Annotated in this window: 23 protein-coding genes; 7 read left to right on the top strand and 16 right to left on the bottom strand. The window is 54.4% G+C overall.

The features are described from left to right. Window positions 1-56 precede the first annotated feature (56 nt). Entirely contained in the window at window positions 57-599 is a 543-nt protein-coding gene (locus FGI04_RS17840; protein WP_407340058.1) for an RNA 2'-phosphotransferase, read from the bottom strand. Window positions 600-887: 288 nt separating this feature from the next. Between FGI04_RS17840 and FGI04_RS17835 the strand changes: the two genes are divergently transcribed. After that, the gene (locus FGI04_RS17835; RefSeq protein WP_407337047.1) at window positions 888-1,037 is read left to right on the top strand and encodes a hypothetical protein; all 150 of its coding nucleotides are present in this window, start codon (window positions 888-890) and stop codon (window positions 1,035-1,037) included. 380 nt (window positions 1,038-1,417) lie between these two features. Further along, entirely contained in the window at window positions 1,418-1,798 is a 381-nt protein-coding gene (locus FGI04_RS17830; RefSeq protein WP_407337046.1) for a CDI toxin immunity protein, read from the top strand. Between the two features lie 61 nt (window positions 1,799-1,859). Here the strand turns inward: FGI04_RS17830 and phoA are convergent, their stop codons facing one another. The 3 genes from phoA to FGI04_RS17815 form a co-directional block, all read right to left on the bottom strand. Further along, complete coding sequence (gene phoA, locus FGI04_RS17825) at window positions 1,860-3,284, bottom strand: alkaline phosphatase (protein WP_019846434.1); 1,425 nt, start codon at window positions 3,282-3,284, stop codon at window positions 1,860-1,862. Window positions 3,285-3,437: 153 nt separating this feature from the next. Continuing rightward, on the bottom strand, window positions 3,438-4,208 hold the full coding sequence (tpiA, locus tag FGI04_RS17820) for a triose-phosphate isomerase (protein WP_016942832.1): 771 nt from the start codon (window positions 4,206-4,208) through the stop codon (window positions 3,438-3,440). Between the two features lie 141 nt (window positions 4,209-4,349). Further along, the gene (locus FGI04_RS17815; RefSeq protein ID WP_407274708.1) at window positions 4,350-4,943 is read right to left on the bottom strand and encodes a DUF1454 family protein; all 594 of its coding nucleotides are present in this window, start codon (window positions 4,941-4,943) and stop codon (window positions 4,350-4,352) included. A gap of 148 nt (window positions 4,944-5,091) precedes the next feature. On the opposite strand from FGI04_RS17815, the gene FGI04_RS17810 reads away from it, so the two are divergent. Next, window positions 5,092-5,517 carry a DUF805 domain-containing protein gene (locus FGI04_RS17810; RefSeq protein ID WP_038905972.1) on the top strand — a complete coding sequence of 142 codons (426 nt, stop codon included), beginning with the start codon at window positions 5,092-5,094 and terminating at the stop codon, window positions 5,515-5,517. 56 nt (window positions 5,518-5,573) lie between these two features. Here the strand turns inward: FGI04_RS17810 and fpr are convergent, their stop codons facing one another. The 4 genes from fpr to FGI04_RS17790 form a co-directional block, all read right to left on the bottom strand. Then, window positions 5,574-6,320 carry a ferredoxin--NADP(+) reductase gene (gene fpr / locus FGI04_RS17805; RefSeq protein WP_210175818.1) on the bottom strand — a complete coding sequence of 249 codons (747 nt, stop codon included), beginning with the start codon at window positions 6,318-6,320 and terminating at the stop codon, window positions 5,574-5,576. Between the two features lie 124 nt (window positions 6,321-6,444). Then, window positions 6,445-7,455 carry a class II fructose-bisphosphatase gene (gene glpX, locus FGI04_RS17800; RefSeq protein ID WP_016942836.1) on the bottom strand — a complete coding sequence of 337 codons (1,011 nt, stop codon included), beginning with the start codon at window positions 7,453-7,455 and terminating at the stop codon, window positions 6,445-6,447. 144 nt (window positions 7,456-7,599) lie between these two features. Further along, window positions 7,600-9,111, bottom strand: a complete 1,512-nt coding sequence (gene glpK / locus FGI04_RS17795; RefSeq protein WP_016942837.1) for a glycerol kinase GlpK — start codon at window positions 9,109-9,111, stop codon at window positions 7,600-7,602. A 27-nt stretch (window positions 9,112-9,138) separates the two neighbouring features. After that, the gene (locus FGI04_RS17790; protein ID WP_407321960.1) at window positions 9,139-9,990 is read right to left on the bottom strand and encodes an MIP/aquaporin family protein; all 852 of its coding nucleotides are present in this window, start codon (window positions 9,988-9,990) and stop codon (window positions 9,139-9,141) included. Between the two features lie 591 nt (window positions 9,991-10,581). Between FGI04_RS17790 and zapB the strand changes: the two genes are divergently transcribed. Next, window positions 10,582-10,824, top strand: a complete 243-nt coding sequence (gene zapB / locus FGI04_RS17785; protein ID WP_016942839.1) for a cell division protein ZapB — start codon at window positions 10,582-10,584, stop codon at window positions 10,822-10,824. A 63-nt stretch (window positions 10,825-10,887) separates the two neighbouring features. Here the strand turns inward: zapB and rraA are convergent, their stop codons facing one another. From rraA to priA, 7 genes are all read right to left on the bottom strand, one after another. After that, window positions 10,888-11,373 carry a ribonuclease E activity regulator RraA gene (gene rraA, locus FGI04_RS17780; RefSeq protein ID WP_342699617.1) on the bottom strand — a complete coding sequence of 162 codons (486 nt, stop codon included), beginning with the start codon at window positions 11,371-11,373 and terminating at the stop codon, window positions 10,888-10,890. A gap of 164 nt (window positions 11,374-11,537) precedes the next feature. Continuing rightward, the gene (locus FGI04_RS17775; protein ID WP_342699616.1) at window positions 11,538-12,455 is read right to left on the bottom strand and encodes a 1,4-dihydroxy-2-naphthoate polyprenyltransferase; all 918 of its coding nucleotides are present in this window, start codon (window positions 12,453-12,455) and stop codon (window positions 11,538-11,540) included. A gap of 172 nt (window positions 12,456-12,627) precedes the next feature. Beyond that, window positions 12,628-13,959, bottom strand: a complete 1,332-nt coding sequence (gene hslU / locus FGI04_RS17770; protein ID WP_038909275.1) for an ATP-dependent protease ATPase subunit HslU — start codon at window positions 13,957-13,959, stop codon at window positions 12,628-12,630. Between the two features lie 9 nt (window positions 13,960-13,968). Next, entirely contained in the window at window positions 13,969-14,499 is a 531-nt protein-coding gene (gene hslV, locus FGI04_RS17765; RefSeq protein WP_012767897.1) for an ATP-dependent protease subunit HslV, read from the bottom strand. Between the two features lie 85 nt (window positions 14,500-14,584). Next, a complete protein-coding gene (ftsN, locus tag FGI04_RS17760; protein ID WP_342699615.1) occupies window positions 14,585-15,541 on the bottom strand; it encodes a cell division protein FtsN in 957 nt (318 codons plus the stop codon). 51 nt (window positions 15,542-15,592) lie between these two features. Beyond that, the gene (gene cytR / locus FGI04_RS17755) at window positions 15,593-16,663 is read right to left on the bottom strand and encodes a DNA-binding transcriptional regulator CytR (RefSeq protein ID WP_407321956.1); all 1,071 of its coding nucleotides are present in this window, start codon (window positions 16,661-16,663) and stop codon (window positions 15,593-15,595) included. Window positions 16,664-16,967: 304 nt separating this feature from the next. Next, the gene (priA, locus tag FGI04_RS17750) at window positions 16,968-19,190 is read right to left on the bottom strand and encodes a primosomal protein N' (RefSeq protein ID WP_210175822.1); all 2,223 of its coding nucleotides are present in this window, start codon (window positions 19,188-19,190) and stop codon (window positions 16,968-16,970) included. Between the two features lie 250 nt (window positions 19,191-19,440). Here priA and rpmE point away from each other — a divergent pair, with 250 nt between their 5' ends. Further along, a complete protein-coding gene (rpmE, locus tag FGI04_RS17745) occupies window positions 19,441-19,656 on the top strand; it encodes a 50S ribosomal protein L31 (RefSeq protein WP_016942846.1) in 216 nt (71 codons plus the stop codon). A gap of 114 nt (window positions 19,657-19,770) precedes the next feature. Here the strand turns inward: rpmE and metJ are convergent, their stop codons facing one another. Then, entirely contained in the window at window positions 19,771-20,088 is a 318-nt protein-coding gene (metJ, locus tag FGI04_RS17740; RefSeq protein WP_012767902.1) for a met regulon transcriptional regulator MetJ, read from the bottom strand. Between the two features lie 193 nt (window positions 20,089-20,281). Between metJ and metB the strand changes: the two genes are divergently transcribed. Both metB and FGI04_RS17730 read left to right on the top strand, forming a co-directional pair. Continuing rightward, window positions 20,282-21,442, top strand: a complete 1,161-nt coding sequence (gene metB / locus FGI04_RS17735; RefSeq protein WP_407337045.1) for a cystathionine gamma-synthase — start codon at window positions 20,282-20,284, stop codon at window positions 21,440-21,442. Window positions 21,443-21,444: 2 nt separating this feature from the next. Then, on the top strand, window positions 21,445-23,880 hold the full coding sequence (locus FGI04_RS17730; RefSeq protein WP_407337044.1) for a bifunctional aspartate kinase/homoserine dehydrogenase II: 2,436 nt from the start codon (window positions 21,445-21,447) through the stop codon (window positions 23,878-23,880). Window positions 23,881-24,215 lie beyond the last annotated feature (335 nt).

The following is a 24,215-nucleotide window of genomic DNA, read 5'->3' as shown; positions in this document are numbered from 1 at the left end:
GTGTCTTCAATCTGCCCGCCACAGAGCAGCGCGGGCAAAAGATGATGAGTAGTCGGTTATTCCTGAACAAACTGATAAGGAACGGTATCAGTTAACCAGACACCATTGTCAGCTTGATAAAATTTAAAGCCCTGTTCGTACATGTTAAGGGCTTTTATCGTTAGTACTATCGGTTTTCCATGACGTTGTCCTACCTGAATGGCCGTCTCTTCATCAGGCGAAAGATGTACATATTGACGTGATACAGGAATCAGACCTTGTTCCCGAATGGCTGATATAAAACGGGTGGCTGTTCCATGATATAATATCTCAGGAGGTATTTTCTCTTTGTAGGAAATATTAACCTGCTGTGTTGAGTGTCCCTGTACCGCCCGGATACGTAATCCATCGTCTGAAATTGTAAAGCGTCTTTTATCACTATTATCAACGATACTATGAATCAGGCTATTGTCGAGTATATAACCTTCTTTAACGGCACAAAGAATAAGATCGCTTATGACAGCCCATCCTTCTTTGTCCAAAGATAAACCGATAGCTTCAGGTTGATGGCGTAATATGTAACTTAAGAACTTACTGATGTCTGTGCTTTTTTGGCTCATGATAGTTATCTCAAATAAATCCCGGGGTTTAACCGACAGGGGATCCTATCTGCTGCTCAGGATCCTGTGTTCACGCCGGTAAGACAAACACCTCTACTACGCCGGTGTGTGGGGTGATGATGCTGAGATCTGTCAGATGTCACTACCGCCTGCGGGTGTTTTGGACGATGCTACGCCATGTAGCCGGGCATGATGTAAATGTATCACAAAATCATATGGTGAAGATATAGTATCAGGAATGCTTATCTTAGAAAAAGATACGTGTAATAGATAAATAGTGAGAACCAAATGTTTAACATTGATTATTTTAAGAAAAACATTGCACCAAAAATGAAAGGGTATACTTTCAAGTATAGCTATTATACCAATGGTGATTTTGGCGATCTGGAACGGGTTGAATTTGAAGGTAAAAATAGAATGGGTGGGATGGATTTTTGATCAAAAGGGTGGTTGGATGTCGATATATATGATATGGCTGTTGATGATCAATTAATGAATATATTGTTATCTCCGGAAGAGATTGAATTGCAGAAAAAGGCTGTGCGTGAATTCATGAGAATATTATCTGACGAAGTGTAATATTAGAGAGCTGTGAGATGATATAAAAATATCTATTTAATAAATCGCATCAATTTGATAGGTTTTTTGATTTGACATGTACTGCCATGGGAGATTATTAATATTATCCTCATTTTATGAGGATGAGTTATAATTTTAATTTTCCTGTCAGGAGTAACAGGTGATAACCTGTTCTCAGATCATGTCAATTTTAGAATAATGGGACATTTTTTAAAACGATATTGAAATGACCAAGAAAAATGAACTTATTTGAAGAGTGTAAAGCAGCACTTAGTGCTGATTTTAATGTGCTTGATGGACAAGCTCTGAAGGAAGCTATAGATAGCTTAAATGAATATCCCTTCTCAAGAGTGGGTGTGGTTTGGTCAGAAATGGAATTTTCAGACTATGAAAGTATTAATAGTCTGTTAAATGAAAATATTCTAATCAGTGATGATGTATTTGTTTTTGCAGATGACATTAGTATTCCTGTCTTTAGAACGAAATTAAGCTTAATTGCTGAAAATATTTATGATGTAACAGCCTTGTCACCCAAATTATTCATTTTTAATGATGAGGTAATATTGCAACCGTTGTTCCCAACCGAAAGGATCCGCTTAGGTATAAAGGCAAAGTTATAAAAACGACAACGGCCCACAAAGAAACGGGCCACAGGAGTACCGTGGCCCAAAGATGGCTTTATTACTTCAGGCCCATCGCGTTTTTCATGGTGTAGAACAGGTCGGTTTGGTCGGTCAGCCCCACGACGTTGGCGGCGTGCGGGCCGTAGGCGGCGATGCGCAACTGGGTGCCCGTGTGGCCTTGAGACTCCTCTTCCGAGTTACCGTAGCTGATGGTCATCACCGCATTATCTTTGGTGTTCAGCGCCTGCGTCAGGCCCGGTGCTTTGGCTCCGTTTTCGATAATCTGGCTGGAGTGGGCGTGGTCGGCGGTGACAATCACCAGCGTGTTGCCGTCACGACGGGCGAATTCCAGTGCTTTTTGGACCGCTTCGTCCAGGTCGACGGTTTCGCCGAATTGACCACATGGGTTGGCGGCGTGGTCCTGTTTGTCGATAGACGCCCCTTCAACTTGCAGGAAGAAACCGTTTTTATTCTTGCTCAATAACTGGATAGCTTTATCGGTCATTTGCGCCAGTGTCGGCACGGTGGCCGCGCGTTTGGCATTCGGCTCACAGGTTACAACCGGTTTGTCCAGGTTGCCGTGGTAGCTCGCTTGCGGCCCCTGCCAGCGCACCGGCATGTTGCCATCGGCGAATAGCCCCAGCACCGGCTTACTCTGCGTAGCGGCGGTAACGGCGTTCATGCCATCGAGATCCGTCACGATGTGGTAGCCCAGCGCTTCCGCCTGTTCTTTCAGGCTTTTCCCCTGATATTTACCCGCTTTGGCGAGTTCTTTAAAAGTGGCACCACCACCGCCAAGCGTGACATCAGCACGAGTGACCAGTAACTGTTCAGCAATGGAGCCGCGACCGCCGTTTTCCAGTGCGTTGGTCGGGCACTGCTGGCTGGTTTTTTCCGGGCCGTAACACTTGCGGGAGGTCACGTGGGACACCATGGCGGCCGGTGTGGCGTCTTCCAGTTCGGCGGTAGAGACGTTACCCGTCGCTTTGCCTGCCGCTTTAGCGATTTCAATCAGTGTCTTATGGTCTTTGCCATCCACATCAACGCCCAGTGCGCCGTTGTAGGTTTTGACACCGCTGGACCAGGCGGTGGCCGATGCCGCGGAATCGGTGACGTAGTCTGGTTTGCGGGTTTTCTTGTCCAGCGAGTAGTGGGTGTACTGGCCTGTCAGCGGCAGTGCATCGATACCTTTGAAGAAGCCACCAGCCCCCATCGCGTAGTTGCGTGCAGCCGTGATTTCTGAATCGCCCATGCCGTCGCCAATCAGCAGAATCACGTTTTTGGCGGTCTTCGCGTTGAGTGAGGCTTTCAGCATCTCCGTTTGATCGGCACTGAGGCGGCGGGCACCACCGGGTTGGGTGATGTCACCCTGCGCCTGGCGTTGGTAGTCGGCGCTGGCGGCCAGTGCGCTACCTGCTACCAGTGTCATCATCAGGGAAGAGAGCAGTGTTTTGCGAATAATAGCCTTACGAGTCATTTTCATTCACTCTTGGTTAAATTAAGTAACAAATAAACACGACTGGTAAAACCTAGGCGGGAAAAATGACAAAATAATGAATGCAGGCGGAGTCGGTGGGGAAAAAGAGATAAAAAAACGGCTCCAGACTGGAGCCGTTGTGTGGTGTTCGGGCAGGAATCAGGCCAGGCCTTTGGCTTCGGCCGCGGCTTTAACGATAACGGCGAACGCATCGGCTTTCAGTGAGGCACCGCCCACCAGCGCACCGTCGATGTCCGGCTGGGTGAACAGTTCGGCAGCGTTAGCCGCATTAACCGAGCCACCGTACTGGATGATGACCTGTTCAGCGACCGCCGCATCCTGTTTAGCGATGTGGTTACGGATGAATTTGTGCACTGCCTGTGCCTGTGCCGGCGTGGCGGATTTACCGGTGCCGATGGCCCATACCGGTTCGTAGGCAATGACGGTGTTTTCGAACGCTTTCGCGCCCAGCGTGTTCAGCACCGCGTCCAACTGACGTGCACAGACCGCTTCGGTCTGGCCCGCTTCGTTTTCAGCTTCGGTTTCACCGATGCACAGTACCGGAATCAGGCCGGTTTCTTTCAGTACGCCAAATTTTTTGGCGATGAACTCATCACTTTCATGGTGATAGGTACGACGCTCGGAGTGGCCGATGATGATGTATTTCGCGCCGATGTCTTTTAGCATCTCAGCGGATGTTTCACCGGTGAAGGCACCAGCAAGGTTGACGTCCACGTTCTGGGCACCCAGCACAATACGGCTGCCTGCCAGCTGGTGTTTCGCCTGATCCAGATAAATAGCTGGCGGCGCAATGGCTACGTCACAACCGGTGACGGCGCTCAGTTCTTTGCGCAGGCCGGCGATCAGTTCGTGAACCATGCTGGTGCTGCCGTTCAGCTTCCAGTTGCCCATGACTAAGGGATGTCGCATCTTGTTTCCTCCAGGCGAATTGCCAGTTAATCAATACATGGCTGCGTCAGGCAGCCACTCTGACGATGATACAGAACTGCCGATAGTATAGAGTCGAAATGGCGCGGTGGCTCTGTTTTTCGTGCCTAATTCTCGATGTGATCACGAATCAGATAGCGCTAGCTTAATCGGTTCAACAGCGAAGGTTAGCCCTTTTTCACCATGATCAGCCACAACATAGCGCAATGCGCCCTCTGTTTGCTGGTAAAAGCGCTGCCCTTTGCCTTTTTCCAGCAATGTCTCGATTTTTTTCAGGCTTTGTTCGTTGGTGAGCGATGGCATAAAAGTGCGTACCAGTGCTGCCATGTAACCGATGGCTTGTTTACGTCGCCCGCTTTGGTCAGTGTCTTTAGGTTTGGGAAGCCAGGTAATTTGCATGGTTTTAATCTTGCCGGTGCCTTTTTCCAACGCGGTGGATGAATACAGATGATCGTTGATACGGCTGGCTGCTCGCGTCAGGTTCGGTGAGTCGTCTCCGGTGTCGATGACCCGGTATTCACTAATCGGCAGTGACGGGTTACTCAGGTTATAGCGGGTACGAAATTGCACGATGTTCATGTCGAACGAGGGAGAACCCGGCAGCAGGTAAGGGGCGGCTGTCGGGGTTTGAGGCTGGAATAAGCCGTCACTTCTGGCGAAGGGTGTGCAGAGTAGGCCAGCAGACAGGCAACAAACAATCAGCAGGGCATTTTTCATCATTAGTGTATTCGTATCGTCACTCACTGTTGGCATGCTGTGTGATTAAAGCGGGATTCAGGATCAATTGTCAAAATGTGCGGTAAAAAACACAACCTGACTTAAGGTAAACTCATACCCGTAGAACCGTATTCGGGGATAAGAAGACATGACAATACAACAATGGTGTTTTTCGTTTCGTGGCCGCGTTGGTCGCCGGGATTTTTGGTTAGGGATGGTGATCGTGCTGGCGCTGATGGTGGGATTATTCGTGTTGGCCGGTACCGGTTGGCTGGATACCCAGAAGGCGGCGTTTGTACTGGTGATGCTATTGTGGCCGCTGACGGCGATACTGGTCAAAAGGCTGCATGATCGCAACCGAAGTGGCTGGTGGGCGTTATTGCTGGTGGTGGCCTGGATGCTGGGTAACGGCAATTGGTCGATGCTGCCATCGCTCGCGCAATGGGGCGTAGAGCGTTTCTTGCCGACGCTGATTACCGTGATGATGTTGCTTGATTGCGGCGCGTTTGTCGGCACGACAGGTGCGAACCGTTTCGGACCGGCAGCGGAACCGTTGCGGTTCCGCGCGTCCTGAGTGCCGCTTGTTTCTACCGTTTTGTGGTTACTCGACGGTCATCGGGATAGTCGGGATTACCAATAGTGCTCGCTGGTCATATGGCCGGGACGACGACGCAGGTGTTTGCTCATCTGCCGCGTCTCCTTGAGCAACTGCTGCGTGTCTCGCACCATCTGCGGGTTGCCGCATAGCATGACGTGGCTGGTAGCGGCATCCATCGGTAAGCCGACCGCCTCTTCCAGCGCACCGCTTTCAATCAGTGCCGGTACGCGGCCAGTGAGTGAGCCGGGCTGTTCCTCCCGGCTGACAATGGTCTGGATGCGTAACTTACCGTTGTAGCGCTGTTCCAGTTGTTGCATCAGTGGCAGATAGCTCAGGTCGCGAGCGAATCGAGCAGCGTGGACCAGCACGATGTTCTTGAACCGCTCCAGGTCGCGCCCTTCCTGCAAAATCGACAGATACGGGCCGATGGCGGTACCGGTTGCCAGCATCCACAAGGTATCGCAGTCCGGGATCTCCTCAAGTACGAAGAAACCAGCCGCTTCCTGGGTTACCAGCACCTCATCACCTGGCTGGCAACGGTGCAGATGCGGGCTGAGCTTGCCGTCCGGCACGTTAACCAGATAGAACTCCAGCAGCGTGTTGCTGGGTGCGTTGACGTAAGAATAGGCGCGCTGTACCCGCTCGCCATCCCGTTCCAGCGCCAGCTTGGCGAACTGCCCGGCGGTAAACGGCGCTATCGGCGCTTCCAGCCGCAGGCTGAATAAATTTTCCGTCCAGTGTTCAACCTGAATAACTTTACCGGTCACCCACTCTGCCATGGTTATCTGCTCCTGTTTTTGATCTCTCGGGTGTCACAGGGCTGTGTGCAGCCGAGCTTTACGATACGCGATCTATTAACAACAGTGAAACAATTCATGCTGAGCTGCGCATCCCCTGCCGTGATTACAGCAGAAAGTCGTGCAGCGCCTGATCTTTGCGGTCCAGGTAATGGGTGGAACTGATACGACGGATGGTTCGTGACTTGCCGCGGATCAGCAGCGTTTCGGTGGTGGCGATATTGCCTCGGCGTGAAATGCCGTCGAGCAAGTCACCTTTGGTGATGCCGGTAGCGGAAAATATCACGTTGTCGTTGCGCGCCATGTCACCCAGTGTCAGCACGTTGCCTGCTTCAATGCCCATTTCGCGGCAGCGTGCTAATTCCTGTTCGCCTAGGCGGCGGTTTTCCTCGTTATCTTCCTTCACCTGATGGCGGGCCAGCAGGCGCCCTTGCATGTCGCCATCCAGCGCACGGATCACCGCGGCAGAAATAACGCCTTCCGGCGCACCGCCGATGCCGTACAGTACATCCACTTCGCTTTCCGGCATGCAGGTCAGAATAGACGCGGCCACATCGCCATCAGGAATGGCAAAGACTTTTACCCCCAGCCGCTGCATATCTGCGATGACCTGATCGTGACGCGGTTTGGCCAGCGTGATGACGGTCAGCTCGCTCAGCGGTTTACCCAGCCGTTCGGCAACGCGCTTGAGGTTCTCTTCCAACGGTTGGTCAAGATTGATAGCGCCTTTAGCCTGCGGGCCGACAATCAGTTTTTCCATGTACATGTCAGGAGCATGCAGGAAGGCTCCCTGTTCGCCAACGGCCAATACCGCCAGAGCGTTAGCCTGCCCCATAGCGGTCATGCGGGTGCCTTCGATCGGGTCGACGGCGATGTCTACCGCGTCGCCGTTACCGGTGCCCACCTGTTCGCCGATATAAAGCATCGGGGCTTCGTCGATTTCACCTTCGCCGATGACAATCTTGCCGTTGATGTCGACCTGATTGAGCATGATGCGCATCGCCTGCACGGCTGCGTTATCAGCGGCGTTTTTGTCGCCGCGTCCCAGCCATTTGTAGCCGGCCAGCGCAGCGGCTTCGGTCACGCGGGAGAATTCGATGGCTAATTCACGTTTCATGGATACCAGTCCTGCACAGGGAATAAGGAATAAAAGAAGAGTCAGTCGGGGCGTTATGGTAACACAGGCGTGTTGGCGGGCGGGTGAGGGGGAGGGAAAGAAAAAGGGCGCGATAGCCGCGCCCGATCAAGGATAGTGGTGATTTTACTCGTCGTGTTCTTCCCACGCACGGGCGCGTTCCACCGCTTTTTGCCAGCCACGATAGCGGAAATTACGTTCCACGGTTTCGATGCTGGGGCGGAATTCGCGTTCAATGGTGGCTTTGCTCTTCACTTCGTCCAGATCGTTCCAGAAACCGGTAGCCAGACCCGCCAGGAAGGCGGCACCCAGCGCGGTAGATTCACGCACTTGCGGACGCTCAACACGCGTACCCAAAATGTCAGACTGGAACTGCATCAGGAAGTTGTTGGCGACGGCACCGCCATCTACCCGCAGCGCCTGCAAGCGGGTATCGGCATCAGCTTGCATGGCATCCAGCACGTCACGGGTCTGGTAAGCGATGGATTCCAGCGTAGCGCGGATAATGTGATTAGCATTGGCACCACGGGTCAGGCCGAAAATCGCGCCACGGGCGTACGGGTCCCAGTAAGGGGCACCCAGACCGGTAAACGCTGGTACGACATAGACGCCATTGGTGTCTTTCACTTTGGTGGCGAAGTATTCAGAGTCCATCGCGTCGCCAATCAGTTTCAGCTCGTCGCGCAGCCATTGGATAGAGGCACCACCGATAAATACTGCGCCTTCCAGCGCATAGTTCACTTCACCGCGTGGGCCGCAGGCAATGGTCGTCAACAGGCCGTGTTTGGAGCGAACCGCTTCTTTACCGGTATTCATTAGCAGGAAGCAGCCGGTACCGTAGGTGTTTTTCGCCATACCGGGCTGTACGCACAGTTGGCCGTACAATGCGGCTTGCTGGTCACCGGCGATACCGGCGATAGGAATACGGGTACCGCCTTTACCGCCAATATTGGTCTGGCCGTACACTTCAGAGGAAGGACGAACCTGCGGCAACATGGCACGCGGAATATCCAGCACGTCCAGCATGCGTTCGTCCCAGTCCAGCGAATGGATGTTGAACAGCATGGTACGCGAGGCGTTAGTGTAGTCGGTGACGTGGACGCGACCCTGGGTCATTTTCCAGATAAGCCAGGTATCGATGGTGCCGAACAGCAGCTCGCCGCGACGGGCACGTTCACGCGACCCTTCCACATGGTCGAGGATCCATTTCACTTTGGTGCCGGAGAAATATGGGTCAACCACCAGGCCGGTGTTGGCGCGGATGTACTCTTCCATGCCGTCTTTTTTCAGCTTTTCGCAGATATCTGCGGAGCGGCGGCACTGCCACACAATGGCGTTATAAATCGGTTTACCGGTCTCTTTTTCCCACACCACGGCGGTTTCACGCTGGTTGGTAATACCGATACCGGCCACTTCGTCGCTACTGATGCCCGCTTTTGCCAGCGCTTCCACCAGCGTGGAGCTTTGCGACGCCCAGATTTCCATCGGGTCGTGTTCTACCCAGCCCGCCTTGGGGTAAATCTGGGTGAATTCCCGCTGGGATACGCTGACGATGTTGGCGTCATGATCCAGCACAACAGCTCGTGAACTGGTTGTGCCCTGGTCGAGCGCGACGATGTATTTTTTTTCCTGGTTCATAAACGTAATCCTGTTAGCGGAGTAGGGTCAGACCTTACGAGTTTGGGCAGAGGCCGCCGTGTCGGTGTCGCTATCAATGGCGCAGACATCACAAGGCAAGTTACGGCCAATCAGGGTGCGATAGCCAAATGCGCCCAGACAGGCTCCGACGATCGGGGCGAAAATCGGTATCAGTATATAAGGGATGTCACGTCCGCCAGTCAGCGCGATTTTGCCCCAGCCAGCGAAGTAGGCAAACAATTTCGGACCGGCATCACGCGCCGGGTTCATGGCAAATCCGGTCAACGGGCCCATTGATGCGCCAATAACCGCGATCAGAATCCCTATTAACAGCGGTGCCAGCGGGCCACGCGGAATACCATTGCCGTCATCAGTCAGTGCCAGAATCAGACACATCAAAATGGCGGTGATAACGGTTTCCACCATGAAGGCCTGCATCACGGAAATGTGCGGGTTCGGATAGGTGGAGAAGACACCTGCCAGATCGAGGCTTTCCACACTACCACGCACAATATTGTGCGTTTGTTCGATGTTATCGAACAGGTTGTGATAGAGGCCATAGACCAATGCCGCCGAACAGAACGCGCCAGCGACCTGTGAAACGATATAAGGCAGGACTTTGCGGCCATCGAAGCAGGCAAACAGCCACAGGGCGATGGTGACCGCAGGGTTGAGGTGAGCACCGGAAATCGCGGCGGTCAGGTAGATCGCCATCGCGACGCCCAACCCCCAGATAATACTGATTTCCCATAGCCCCAGACTGGCTCCTGCCAGTTTCAGAGCCGCTACACAGCCAACGCCAAAGAAGATCAACAGGCCAGTACCGAGAAACTCGGCAACGCACTGGCCTTTAAGGGTAGAAATATCAGATTGACTCATAATGCTTGTTCCTGCTTGTAGGCTACAGCATGGTGGTTGACGCAGGCCTCTATGGGTCTGCGCGTTTCAGGCCTGTCTCGTTCATCTTTGGCGATTCGCGGTCAGGCTCTTTTTGTATTTCGGATGTGAATTTATCGTTAATGTTCGAAAACGAGAAATATCGAAATCAAAATGTGTGTGATGCGTCAAGAAAATGCGCGCATTCGCGTAATTGGACACAAAACTGTCATCCGGTCAGCGGATAGGTGTTAATCAGGGTGTTAAATTTATTAACATTAATACCGTTTAACAATATTTCGGGTGATTTTCAGTCTGTACTGATGGCGCGTGAGCGAAAAAGCAGGCAGAGTCGCTGTTTTACCGGTAGTGCGCTGGACACGCTTGATCCGGCTACATACAATTTGGCTGGCGTTTACGTCCGGCGTAGCCATAACAGATGTGCAGGCTGAGTGCGTAAGGCGGCATGAGATATCTGTTTGTGAAACCCGTGCCGGTGCATACCTGCTCGCGGGATACCGTGCGTGGCACACCTGTTCGTGATACATCTGCGTTAACCGGCTCAGGCCGTGCGATCAAAAGGGGTTAGAAGTTATGTCATTTGAAGTGTTTGAGAAGCTGGAAGCGAAAGTTCAGCAGGCGATTGACACGATCACGCTGTTGCAGATGGAAATCGAAGAGCTGAAAGAGAAGAACAATGCGTTGTCGCAGGAAGTGGAGAGCATGGCGGGTAACCGTGATGCATTAATGAGCGAGAACGAGCAACTCAAGCAGGAACAGTCGGTATGGCAGGAACGTCTGCGTGCGCTGCTGGGTAAAATGGAAGATGTTCAGTAACTGCCGATGTCACACAGACAACGGCGCACAGGGCGTCTGTGACGCCCTTGGCAACCTGGCCGGTTATTCCAGATCCAGCGGATCTTCAGACAGGATAATACCGGTGTTGTCAGCATAAAGGTGATCGCCCGAGAAGAACGTCACACCGCCGAAATTCACCCGAATATCCGTTTCACCGATGCCTTCGCTCGCTGCACCAGCCGGTGTCGCCGCCATCGCCTGAATGCCGATATCCAGCTCCGATAAATCGTCTACCTGGCGTACCGCGCCATAGACCACGATACCTTCCCATTCGTTTTGCGTGGCCAGACGGGCCAGTTCAGCGTCAACCAGCGCACGGCGTACAGAACCGCCGCCGTCGATCAGCAAGACGCGGCCACTGCCGTTTTCTTCCAGTATATCGAATAGCAGGCCGTTATCTTCAAAGCATTTTACTGTGACGATTTTGCCGCCGAATGAACTACGTCCACCAAAATTGGAGAAAAGAGGCTCAACGACATTGACCTCTTCATGATAGATATCACACAGTTCGGAAGTATCGTATTTCATAGGAGTCACGTTTGTTGCCGCTGGAGAGTGTGGGACTGAGTATATCCCTTTATGTTTGTTGTTGGCAAAATCATCAACAGCGGCTTTGACCCGCATCAGTAATCGGTTGTGATTTTGCCAACTGGAACAAACGTGTTGCCCGTTCCATCTTGACTGAATCTGGTTTAGCTCAGCAGTACGCCTACCGCGAACAACAAATTGGTGAGTAACGCGCCTTTCACGGTTTTTTCCAGCATCGGACGCATGCTGAATGCGGTGGTTTCGCGCATCACATAGCGGCCTTGTTTCACCAGTAACGGCAGCGCCAGAATAAACAGCCAGCCCGCCAGCGTATGCAGGTACAGCATCGCGAAGAGGGCCAGACAAACCGGTGCCGTCATCAGTAACATCATGTGGTAGCGGCGGGCTTTATAAGCACCGAGCCGTACCGCCAGCGTGTTTTTACCGTTTTCCCGATCGCTGTCGATATCGCGCAGATTGTTGATATTGAGCACCGCGACGGCCAGCAGGCCACAAGCGGTTGCTGGCAGGATAACGCTGCTATCGAAGTGGCCGGTTTGCAGGTAGTACGACCCGGCTACGCTAAGCCAGCCAAAGAAAATCAACACCGAGATATCACCCAACCCGATGTAACCGTAAGGTCGGTTGCCGACGGTGTAGGTAATCGCGGCCAGAATCGCCAGCAGGCCGAGCGCCAGGAATACCACGACATCCACCGGTTTTTCGCAGGCCAGTGCCACCAGCGCGCTACCGGACACCACGGTGAGCACCACGGTGATGAGCAGCGCCTTACGCAGTTCCGCCAACGTGATAGCCCCGGTCTGGATCCCGCGTAGCGGGCCGATACGGTCTTCCTTGTCGCTGCCTTTCACCGCATCGCCATAGTCGTTGGCCAGATTGGAGAGAATTTGCAACAGCCCGGCGGTAATCAACGTCAATAACGCCACGCCGGGTTTGAAATTGCTGTGCCAGCAGGCGATGACGGTGCCGGTAACGATGGAGGCAAAAGCCAGCGGCAGCGTCTTGGGACGCAGGCTGTCGAGCCAGGCTTGAGTTTTGCTGCTATGTGTCAATTCGGTCATGGTGTTAATTGGGTCATGGTATTAATGGGATCATGGTGTCTATGGGCCATGCTATCAGCCAGGTTGTGGCGCGTTAAGTGCAGGAATAATGCAGCCTGGTGACGGCATCAAAAACAACAGTGGGAGGCCAACGCCTCCCACTGTTTGGTCATCAGTGCGATCCGCGAACGGATTATAAGATAAATCGGCTCAGATCTTCATCTGCTACTAACTCATCCAGGTGACTGCGTACATAATCTGCATCGATCGTCACGGTTTGGCCGTTCATTTCGCTGGCGCCATAGGACACATCCTCGATCAAGCGCTCTAATACCGTATGCAGACGACGAGCGCCGATGTTTTCCGTACGCTCGTTAACCTGCCAGGCCGCTTCCGCGATACGGCGGATACCATCCGGCTGGAAGGTGATGTTAACGCCTTCGGTTTCCATCAGCGCCTGATACTGGCGGGTCAGCGAGGCGCTAGGTTCGGTCAGGATACGCTCGAAGTCTTCGGTGGTCAGCGCCTGCAACTCGACACGGATCGGCAGACGGCCCTGCAACTCGGGGATCAGGTCCGATGGGCTGGCAACCTGGAACGCGCCGGACGCGATGAACAGGATATGGTCAGTTTTTACCATGCCGTGCTTCGTGGACACCGTACAGCCTTCCACCAGCGGCAGCAGGTCGCGCTGGACGCCTTCGCGTGATACGTCCGGGCCGGAGGTATCACCCCGTTTGCAAATCTTGTCGATTTCATCGATGAAGACGATGCCGTGTTGCTCCACCGCTTCAATCGCCTGCTCCTTGAGTTCTTCCGGGTTAACCAGCTTGGCGGCTTCTTCTTCCACCAGCAGTTTGAAAGCCTCACGAATCTTGATCTTGCGGCTTTTTTGTTTCTGCCCTGCCAGATTCTGGAACATGGATTGCAACTGATTGGTCATCTCTTCCATGCCGGGAGGGGCCATGATTTCGACGCCAACCGGTGCGGCAGCCAGCTCGATTTCGATTTCTTTGTCGTCAAGCTGCCCTTCGCGCAGTTTCTTGCGAAATGCCTGACGAGCCGCGGACGGCTCATGGTGCTCTTCCGGCTGGCCCCAGTTGTTCTTGGCCGGGGGGATCAGCACGTCCAGAATGCGCTCTTCGGCCAGCTCTTCAGCGCGATAACGGTTTTTTTCTATTGACTGCTGACGCACCATTTTAATGGCAACGTCGGTCAGATCACGGATGATGGAATCCACTTCCTTGCCGACATAACCCACCTCGGTGAATTTGGTCGCTTCTACCTTGATAAAGGGCGCGTTAGCCAGCTTGGCGAGGCGACGGGCGATTTCCGTTTTCCCCACCCCGGTTGGGCCGATCATCAGGATATTTTTCGGGGTCACTTCATGGCGCAGGCTCTCTTCCAACTGCATGCGGCGCCAGCGGTTACGCAAGGCGATCGCGACGGCGCGCTTTGCTTTGTGCTGTCCGATGATGTAGCTATCAAGCTCGCTGACTATTTCGCGCGGGGTCATTTCAGACATAGTGGATCCTTACGCCTTGGAGGCTAATTCTTCAATCGTGTGGAACTGGTTGGTGTAGATACAGATATCACCCGCAATACCCAGTGATTTTTCGACAATCTCCCGGGCGCTTAATTCCGTGTTTTCCAGTAAAGCGCGTGCCGCCGCCTGCGCATAGGGGCCGCCGGATCCGATGGCGATCAGGTCGTTTTCCGGCTGAATCACATCGCCGTTACCGGTGATGATAAGCGACGCATTTTCGTCAGCGACGGCCAGCAGTGCTTCCAGACGACGCAGCATACGGTCAGTACGCCAGTCTTTAGCCAGTTCTACCGCCGCTTTAACCAGATGGCCCTGATGCAGTTCCAGCTTGCGCTCAAACAGTTCAAACAGGGTGAAGGCATCTGCGGTGCCGCCAGCAAACCCGGCGATAACCCGATCGTTATACAAACGACGTACTTTGCGTACATTGCCTTTCATTACGGTGTTGCCCAGGGTGGCTTGCCCGTCACCGCCAATCACCACCTGACCATTGCGACGCACACTTACAATTGTTGTCACGAGTTTATCCCCGTTACTGAGAAAAAGACCCCCGCGCGGACGCGGGGCGTATTGACGATAAACATGGGGGAGGGGAGTGGGGTTTTCAACCCCCGCTGGCTAACGGGATGCAGTTGGATTGCCCCATACCTTTGAGCTTTTGTGCCATTTTGTCGGCGATAGCGCGGCTGTTGTACGGACCGAGCATGATTCGGTGCCAGCCTCCGCTACTGGTGATACGACTTTCTACACCGGCAAACGCCAGCTCTGCGCGTACCGATTCTGCGGGTTCTGTGGTTTTGAACGATCCGCATTGCACCATCCAGCGCTGTTCTTTCTCAGGCTTGCTGTCTGGTTTGGTGTTGTCGGTTTTAGCCGTTTCTTTGGCCGCTGCCGGCGGTTCTGTTTTCGTCACCTCTTTACGGGATTCCGTACGGGGTTCCGTCTGTACCGGTTTCTGGGTTGTTTGCGTCGTCGTGGTGACGTTCGACGTTGCATGACGCGGCGTTGCCACCGGGGCGGCGGTCGTCGTGCGTGGTGTCATCGGTTGTATCGTGCCATTGGTATTGGTACCCGATACACCGGGCAACACGGTTTGCGTTCTGGGCGTGGTAAGAGAACGCGCGGGCATCTGGCTCTGATCGTTGTAAGGCACTTCCGTCAGCGTTGTCGGCTGGCGTTTCATGTCTGATTGCATCTGTTCGAGCAGTTGGCGCTGTTCATTGGTCAGTTGGCCTGTGGACTGGATTTCTCCCCCTGCTGATGGTTCGGTCGGCGAAGCCACGCCAATCTGACGGTTTTCCAGCTCTTTGATATAACGCCAGCGCTCTTCCGGTTTGGGCGGCAACCCATTGCCTTTGGTGCCCTGATGCGGCAGGACGGGCGATTCATCCGGCTTATTGTGGGCGATAAAATAGAGTCCACCGGCAAACGTGACCAGCACGGCAACGGCCAGCGCTATCATGGTTTTAGATGCGCCTGAGGACCCTCCTCGTTTCCGGCTGGATGTTTTTTTCCGGCGCGTTCCAGAACGCCCCCGGCTGACATAGTCTCGTTGTGCCACAATCGTTTCGTTGCTAAGAAAATAGGTAACAGGTCGCCATGTTACTGAACCCTAAAATGTTTGACCAGCACCGGAATTCTTAAAGCCTGTAACACGCAGCGGTGGAGCGGCAGTACTGTCGCGAATAATCAACTGGCTGGACATCAGCCGTGACCCGCGAGCCACCTTGTGTTGCTGCAACTGCGTCAGCAGCAACAGCGTCGCTTCACGACCAATATCGTAGCGCGGCTGAGAAACGGTAGTCAGCGCCGGAAAGCAGTGGCTGGCCTGGGCGATATCATCAAACCCGATAAGCGACAGGTCTCGTGGGATGTCCAGCCCCATTTTCCGCGCCTGGGTTAACGCACCCAGCGCCATCACGTCGCTATGGCAAAAAATCGCGCTGGGGGGAGTAGGGTGTGACATCAGCGTTGTCAGGCCGCGTGAGCCGGTATCGTAACTAAAATCTCCGTGTACGATGTATTGGTTGTCGATAACCAGTCCACAACGTCGTAGCGCCTGAATATAACCCTGCAGCCGATACTCGCTGAGCGGAATCTGCTGTGGGCCGGCAATACAGGCAATGCGTTGATGCCCCAACTGATGGAGATAACTGACGGCTTCAAACGCGGCGGTCAGGTTATCAATGTGTACCGTGGGCATATCCAGTTCGGGGGCGAATTCGTTTGCCATAACCATCGGCGGAAGATGACGGCGCTCATCTCTACCCGCATCAAACGGTAGTTGCGACCCCAATAACAGGATGCCGTCTATCTGACGGGTAGCGATCAGGTCCAGAAAGGTTTTTTCTGTCTGGCGCTGGTGCGCGCAATCGCCGATCAGGACCAGATAACCGCGTTCTGCGGCGGTTTCTTCAATGCCACGCAGCATTTCGCTGAAGAAGGGATCGCAGATATCAGGCACCAACGCCAGAATCGTTCTTGATTCATGTCGCTTGAGATTACGAGCAAGGTTTTGTGCAGAGTATCCCACCGCCAGCGCCGCCTGCTCTACCTTCTTGCGGGTCGAAGCCGAGACTTTCTCCGGGTTGGTCAGGGCGCGTGACACCGTTGCGGTGGAGACACCAGCCTTATCGGCCACGTCTTTCATGGTTGCGGGTGGGATGAATTTTTTCTGCTCCAACGCATTTCCTCCTTGCGTCAGCGTTTACTGGCGCCGTAGTCAGGGGGGCCGTTATGACAGGTCGGCCGCCGTTTTACAGAATGTCTGATCCGCCATGCGGCAAGCGCGGTTATGACATGCATGGCATCGATGGTGCGCCAACTGCCTGATCAGCATACTGCTTCCGCCATCACTCTTAACAGATTGCGTCCAGGATTTATCGAATAATTTACGCCTGCACCGTCTGGATTATCGGTTTTTCGGTATTGTTCGCAAAAACCATGACGGCGACTGGCACGGCTCAGGCCTGCGGCGCAGAATCGGCTCAACTGTCTGTCGGGTCGACATCCATGACCCATTTCACCTTACGGGCTTGCGGTAGGGTATCGATCAACACCATAGAGTGACGAATGATGCGTTGCAGCGTGGCGCGCGATGGGTGTTGCAACAGTAATTGCCAGCGAAAACGCCCGGCGCGCTTGGGCTGCAAGGCAGGCACTGGCCCCATCAGCCACAACGCGTCGTCGCGCAGCGGGCTGGCCTCCAGCAAATTGCGCAACTGCTGCAGGAACAGGCTGGCCTGCTGATTGTCATGATCGTCGGCCCGGAACAGGACATGGCTGGTAAACGGCGGCAGAAATACGCTTTGGCGTTCTTGTAGCGTCTGGCTGGCGAACGCATCGTAGCCCTGATGCAGTAGCGTCTGTAACAGCGGGTGCTCCGGGTGATGGGTCTGTAGCACGACTTCGCCGGCTTTACCGGCCCGCCCGGCCCGCCCGGATACCTGCGTGTAGAGCTGGGCGAAGCGCTCGGTGGCACGAAAGTCGGCGGAAAACAGCGAACCGTCGACATCCAGCAACGCGACCAGCGTAACGTCAGGAAAATGGTGTCCTTTGGCCAACATTTGGGTGCCGATCAGAATGCGGGCACCGCCCTGGCGGACCTGCGCCAGTTGTTGCTCCAGCGCACCTTTACGGCTGGTGGTATCGCGATCGATGCGGGTGATGGGCGTATCGGGAAACAACGCGGGTAGCGCCTGTTCCAGCTGCTCGGTACCCAGACCAACCGGCACCAGATGGGTGGAGCCACACTGCGGGCACTGCTGCGGCACCGGACGCTGGCTGTCACAGTGGTGGCAACGCATCATGCGCTGATGTTGGTGCAAGGTGTAATAGCTGTCGCAGCGCTGGCACTCGGCTATCCAGCCGCATTCATGGCACATCACCACTGGCGCGAAGCCACGGCGGTTAAGAAACAGAATAACCTGATTATCCTGTGCCAGATGATGTCGAACACGCTGGATTAACGGTTGCGACAAGCCGCTGGTTAGCGGTAGTCCTTTCAAATCCAGCAAGTGTTGCTGAGCCAGCCGGGCGTTGCCAGCGCGTTTGCTCAGCCGCAACTGGCGGTACTTGCCAATCTGTACGTTATAGAGCGTTTCCAGCGCGGGAGTGGCTGATCCCATCACGATGGGGATATCTTCCTGCCGGGCGCGAAACACCGCCAGGTCGCGCGCATGGTAACGCCAGCCTTCCTGTTGCTTATAAGAGCCGTCGTGCTCTTCGTCGATGATGATGAGCCCCAGTCGCGCAAAAGGGGTAAACAGAGCGGAACGCGTACCAATCACAATGGCGGATTCACCCTGTTTCGCCCGTAACCACACCGACAAACGCTCGCTGTCATTTAACCCAGAGTGCAGTGCTTCCACTGGGGCATGAAACCGATCGCGAAAACGGGCGATGGTTTGTGGTGTCAGGCCGATTTCCGGCACCAGCACCAGAGCCTGCTTACCCTGCGCCAGAATATTCTCCAGCACGCTGAGGTAAACCTCGGTTTTACCTGACCCGGTGATCCCCGCCAGTAACCAGGCGGCGAAGTGGTCATCTTCGCTGCGTATGGCTCCGACAGCGGTGGCTTGCTCCGTATTCAGGCGCAGACGTTCACCTGCCAGGCTGAAATGCTCCCGCCAGTCCTGCACTTGTGTTGGCTGCGCGCGCAGCTCGCTCAGCCCTTTTTCGCGCAACGCCTGCAATGCCGTTTCCGTCAGCGCGGTTTCCGCCACCTGATGGCGATAGAGCGGCCCTTGTAGCAGCGCGGCCAGCGCCTGCTGCTGTTTGGGCGCGCGTTTTAGCGCATTCAGCGGCGTGGCACGGCCTTGCTCGGTGGCAAACCACTGCCAGAGCGGGGCGCGATGTGCCGGTTTCCCTTGCCGCAGGAGTATCGGCAACGCATGGAATAACACTTCGCCAATCGGGTAGTGGTAATACTCTGCTGCCCACAGCAAGATGCGCCACAGGCTGTCGGGGAATAGCGGAGCGTCATCAAGTACCTCATGTAGCGGTTTGAGCTGTTCCGGCGGCAGTTCACTGCCCGCACCCAGCGCCACCACGATACCGATCATCTTACGGTTGCCGAAAGGAACGCTCACCCGCCTGCCTGGCTCCGGTGGCGTGACGCCAGCCGCCAGCCGGTAATCAAACGTGCGTGTCAGTGGCACCGGCAAAGCAACCTGAACAACAGGCGTGGTGTGTGCGTTCAAATGCGTCATGAAAGTCTTAGGTTATGCATCAGGGTTTGTCTGCCGTCACGGTACTGTGCGCGACGACGTTGTGCAATCTTGCCAGTACCTTGTTGAGGTAAGGCAGTGTGTTTGCGCGGATCCAATTGCATCGGGTGGTTAATTTCTGTATGATCCGCCGCCTTTATACCTCGTAGTATAAAGACTATTTCACTCAACTTCGTGTGGTGTCTGGCGGAACAGGGCCGGATAGCGACACGGCCTTAAACAGAGGTTTCCCATGAAAGAAGGTATTCACCCGAATTACGTTGAAATTACTGCAACTTGCTCTTGCGGTAACGTCATCAAAACCCGTTCTACCGTTGCTCACGACCTGAACCTGGACGTCTGTGGTGCTTGCCACCCGTTCTTCACCGGTAAACAGCGTGTGGTTGACACCGGCGGTCGTGTTGAGCGTTTCAACAAACGTTTCAGCATGCCAGGCACCAAAAAATAATTGGCTTCTGCGCTGGGGCAGACAATCGGTTAACCGGTTATTCTGCCAAAACAAAGGCACCTTCGGGTGCCTTTGTTGTTTCAGCGGTGCTTTCCTGTCTGCTTCACAGCCTGCTCAGTATTCCCACGTATCCGGGTCAATCCCCATTTCACGCATAATCGCTTTGGCGGCTTCAGGAATTTCATCGCCGCGCTCTTTACGCAAATCGTCATCATTGGGTAAGGGTTGGCCGGTAAAAGCGTGCAAGAACGCTTCACACAGTAACTCGCTATTGGTTGCGTGACGCAGGTTGTTGACCTGACGACGGGTACGCTCGTCTGTCAGTATCTTCAATACCTTCAAAGGGATAGATACGGTGATCTTCTTAACCTGCTCACTTTTCTTGCCGTGTTCAGCGTATGGGCTTACATATTCGCCATTCCACTCAGCCATGGGATACCTTAAATATTGATCGTGATAAAAACAGTCACTGGCACAAAACACCATAATTCTAACGATTATTGCAGGGATGCTCAATCTATACGCAAAGAAGTTTAGAAGTCCAGATGTATTGACGTCTATATTATCCGGGTTTACTCTCTAGCTTAACTTCTTCACCTCAGTCTTCCAGTCAGGAAAAGTACCGATGACGCGTAAACAGGCTACTATCGCAGTCCGCAGTGGGTTAAACAATGACGAGCAGTTCGGTTGCGTTGTTCCCCCGATTCACCTCTCCAGTACTTACAACTTCACCGGTTTTAATGAGCCCAGAGCGCATGACTATTCACGGCGTGGCAACCCGACCCGTGATGTTGTCCAGCGCGCGCTAGCGGAGCTGGAAGGCGGGGCGGGCGCGGTCATGACCAGCAGCGGTATGTCGGCTATCATGCTGGTTTGTACGGTATTCCTGAAGCCTGGCGATCTGTTGGTCGCGCCGCATGATTGCTACGGCGGCAGCTATCGTTTGTTTGATAGCCTGAGCAAACGCGGTGCTTTCAACGTGAAATTCGTCGATCAGGGCAATCTGGCTGAGCTTAATGCTGCCCTGGCGGAAAAACCGAAACTGGTGCTGGTTGAAAGCCCCAGCAATCCGCTTCTGCGCGTCGTGGATATCGCCGCTATCTGTCAGGCCGCTCGTGATGTTGGGGCGGTGAGCGTGGTGGATAACACCTTCCTGAGTCCGGCGTTGCAAAATCCGCTTAAACTGGGTGCGGATCTGGTGGTGCATTCCTGCACCAAATACCTTAACGGTCATTCGGATGTGGTGGCCGGGGCGGTGATTGCCCGCGACCCTGAGGTAGCGACGGAACTGGCCTGGTGGGCTAACAATATTGGTGTGACCGGCGCGGCGTTTGATAGCTACCTGTTGCTGCGCGGTATGCGTACGCTGTCCCCTCGTATGGCGATGGCGCAGAAGAATGCATTGCAAATTGTGGAGTATTTGCGGCATCAGCCACTGGTCAAGGCGTTGTATCATCCTTCTTTGCCCGGGAATGCCGGCCATGAGATTGCCTGTCGGCAGCAGTCCGGCTTTGGCGCGATGCTGAGTTTTGAGCTGGATGGCGATGAAGATACCCTGCGTCGTTTTCTGTCTGCGCTGGATCTCTTCACGCTGGCGGAGTCGCTGGGTGGCGTCGAGAGTCTGATTTCTCATGCCGCTACCATGACTCACGCAGGTATGGTACCGCAAGCGCGTGCCGCCGCCGGTATCTCGGAAACGTTATTGCGTATTTCTGTCGGCATTGAAGATGGTGACGATCTGGTCGCCTCTCTGGACAGAGCATTTCAGGCAGCAGCCAAGAGGTAACAATGAGTGCGTTAGGGATAGCAGCGGCCGTAAAAGGACGGCAACTGCATAAATTCGGCGGCAGCAGCCTGGCAGATGTGAAATGTTATCAGCGTGTCGCTGGCATCATGGCGAATTACAGCCAGGCTGGCGACTTGATGGTGGTCTCGGCAGCAGGCAGCACCACCAACCAGTTAATTAGCTGGTTGACCCTCAGCCAGTCGGACCGGATTTCCGCCCATCAGGTGCAGCAGTCGCTGCGCCGTTATCAAAGTGAACTGATTTCCGGTTTGCTGCCAGCTGAAACGGCGGCACCGCTGATTAATGAATTCATTCGCGATCTGGAACGCCTGGCGGCGTTGCTGGATAGCAAAATGACCGATGCCACCTATGCCGAGGTGGTGGGGCACGGTGAAATCTGGTCGGCACGGCTGATGGCGGCGGTGCTGAATCAGAAAAACCTGTCTGCGGACTGGCTGGATGCCCGAACCTTCCTGCGTACCGAACGGGCGGCACAGCCGCAGGTCGATGAAGGTCGCTCCTGGCCATTGTTGCAGCAATTACTGACCCAGCATGCCGGGCAGCGGCTGGTCATCACCGGTTTTATCAGTAGCAACGAGGCCGGTGAAACCGTGCTGCTGGGGCGCAACGGCAGTGACTATTCCGCTACGCAAATTGGCGCGCTGGCGGGTGTTGAGCGCGTGACTATCTGGAGTGACGTGGCCGGTGTGTACAGCGCTGACCCACGCAAAGTTAAAGATGCGTGTTTGCTGCCGCTGCTGCGGTTGGATGAAGCCAGCGAGCTGGCTCGTCTGGCCGCACCGGTACTGCATGCCCGTACCCTGCAGCCGGTTTCCGGTAGTGATATCGACCTGCAATTGCGTTGCAGCTACCAGCCAGAGCAGGGGTCGACCCGTATTGAGCGCGTTCTGGCTTCCGGCACCGGTGCCAAGATTGTCACCAGCCATGATGATGTGTGCCTGATTGAAATTGGCGTACCGGCGGATCACGACTTTGTCCGTATGTACAAAGACGTCGAGCAGCTGTTGCAGAAAGCGCAAATTCGGCCGCTGGCGCTGGGCGTACATCAGGACCGTAATCTGCTGCAATTGTGCTACACCTCGGAAGTGGTGCTCAGTGCCTGGCAAGTGCTGGAACAGGCGGCGTTGCCGGTATCGCTACACCTGCGTGAAGGGCTGGCGTTGGTCGCGTTGGTGGGCGCGGGTGTGTGTCGTAACCCGTTGCACAGCCACCGTTTCTACCAGCAACTGCGCGACCAGCCGATCGAGTTTGTCTGGCAGGCGGAAGACGATATCAGTCTGGTGGCGGTACTGCGTGTCGGGCCGACCGAGCATCTGGTTCGCGGTCTGCATCATTCGCTGTTTCGGGCGGAAAAGCGCATCGGCTTGGTATTGTTTGGCAAAGGCAACATCGGTTCTCGTTGGCTGGAGCTGTTCGCCCGTGAACAGAGTCTGATTTCGGCGCGTACCGGTTTTGAATTCACTCTGGCGGGGGTGGTGGACAGTTCCCGCAGCCTGCTGAATTACGAGGGGCTGGATGCCAGCCGCGTACTGGCTTTCTTTGGCGACGAAGCACAGGAACGTGATGATGACGAATTGTTCCTGTGGATGCGTGCTCACCCGTATGATGATCTGGTGGTGTTGGATGTCACCGCGAGCCAGTCGGTTGCCGACCTTTATCTGGATTTCGCCAGCTACGGTTTCCATGTGATTAGCGCCAATAAACTGGCGGGGGCGTCCGGTGGCGATAATTACCGTCAGATCCGTGATGCCTTTGCTAAAACCGGGCGTCACTGGTTGTATAACGCGACGGTTGGCGCTGGGTTGCCAGTAAACTATGCGGTGCGTGATTTGCGTGAAAGCGGTGACAGCATTCTGGCTATCAGCGGTATTTTCTCCGGCACGTTGTCATGGTTATTCCTGCAGTTTGATGGCACGGTACCGTTTACCGAACTGGTGGATCAAGCCTGGCAGCAGGGGTTGACCGAGCCGGATCCGCGCGTTGATCTTTCCGGGCAGGATGTGATGCGCAAGCTGGTGATCCTGGCGCGCGAAGCCGGTTATGAGATAGAGCCCAATCAGGTGCGGGTGGAATCACTGGTGCCTGCCGGGTGTGAGAATGTCTCCGTAGATCAGTTCTTTGAAGATGGCGAACCGCTGAATCAGCAGATGTTGCAGCGACTGGAAGCCGCTAATGAGATGGGACTGGTGCTGCGCTATGTCGCCCGTTTTGATAGTAACGGCAAAGCGCGTGTCGGCGTGGAAGCGGTGCGGGCGGATCATCCGCTGGCGGCGTTGTTGCCATGTGATAACGTATTTGCCATCGAAAGTCGCTGGTATCGTGACAACCCACTGGTGATCCGTGGCCCAGGCGCGGGCCGAGATGTGACCGCAGGGGCCATTCAGTCGGATCTCAACCGTCTGGCACAACTGCTGTGATTGGTCGGGCGCGACCCCGATAGCCTTACCCAACAAACCGAGAAGCCTGCAACCGCAGGCTTTTTTTATGCTATGAGTCTGCGCAGTGGCAAAGCGAGCGATTGTTGCCAATACTGAAAACGAATTCCTTATGTTTTATGTGTGTTTGTGGGCGTGTTTGATCTGTCGTGAAGACCGGCTGGCTTGCCGTGTGTGGTCATGAATTTTCTTCATGTTGTATGAGCAAACATCAGTATTCATCACGTTGAAAAGCGTTGACTCTTTAATCGGATTCGGTCATTTTCTATATAGACGTCTAAACGTATAGACGTTTGTAGAAAATAACAATGATAATG

Origin of the sequence: Dickeya ananatis (assembly GCF_019464615.1) — a bacterium.
In the GTDB taxonomy this organism is placed as follows: Bacteria; Pseudomonadota; Gammaproteobacteria; order Enterobacterales; family Enterobacteriaceae; genus Dickeya; species Dickeya oryzae.
This window is presented reverse-complemented; position numbering and strand designations above follow the sequence as displayed.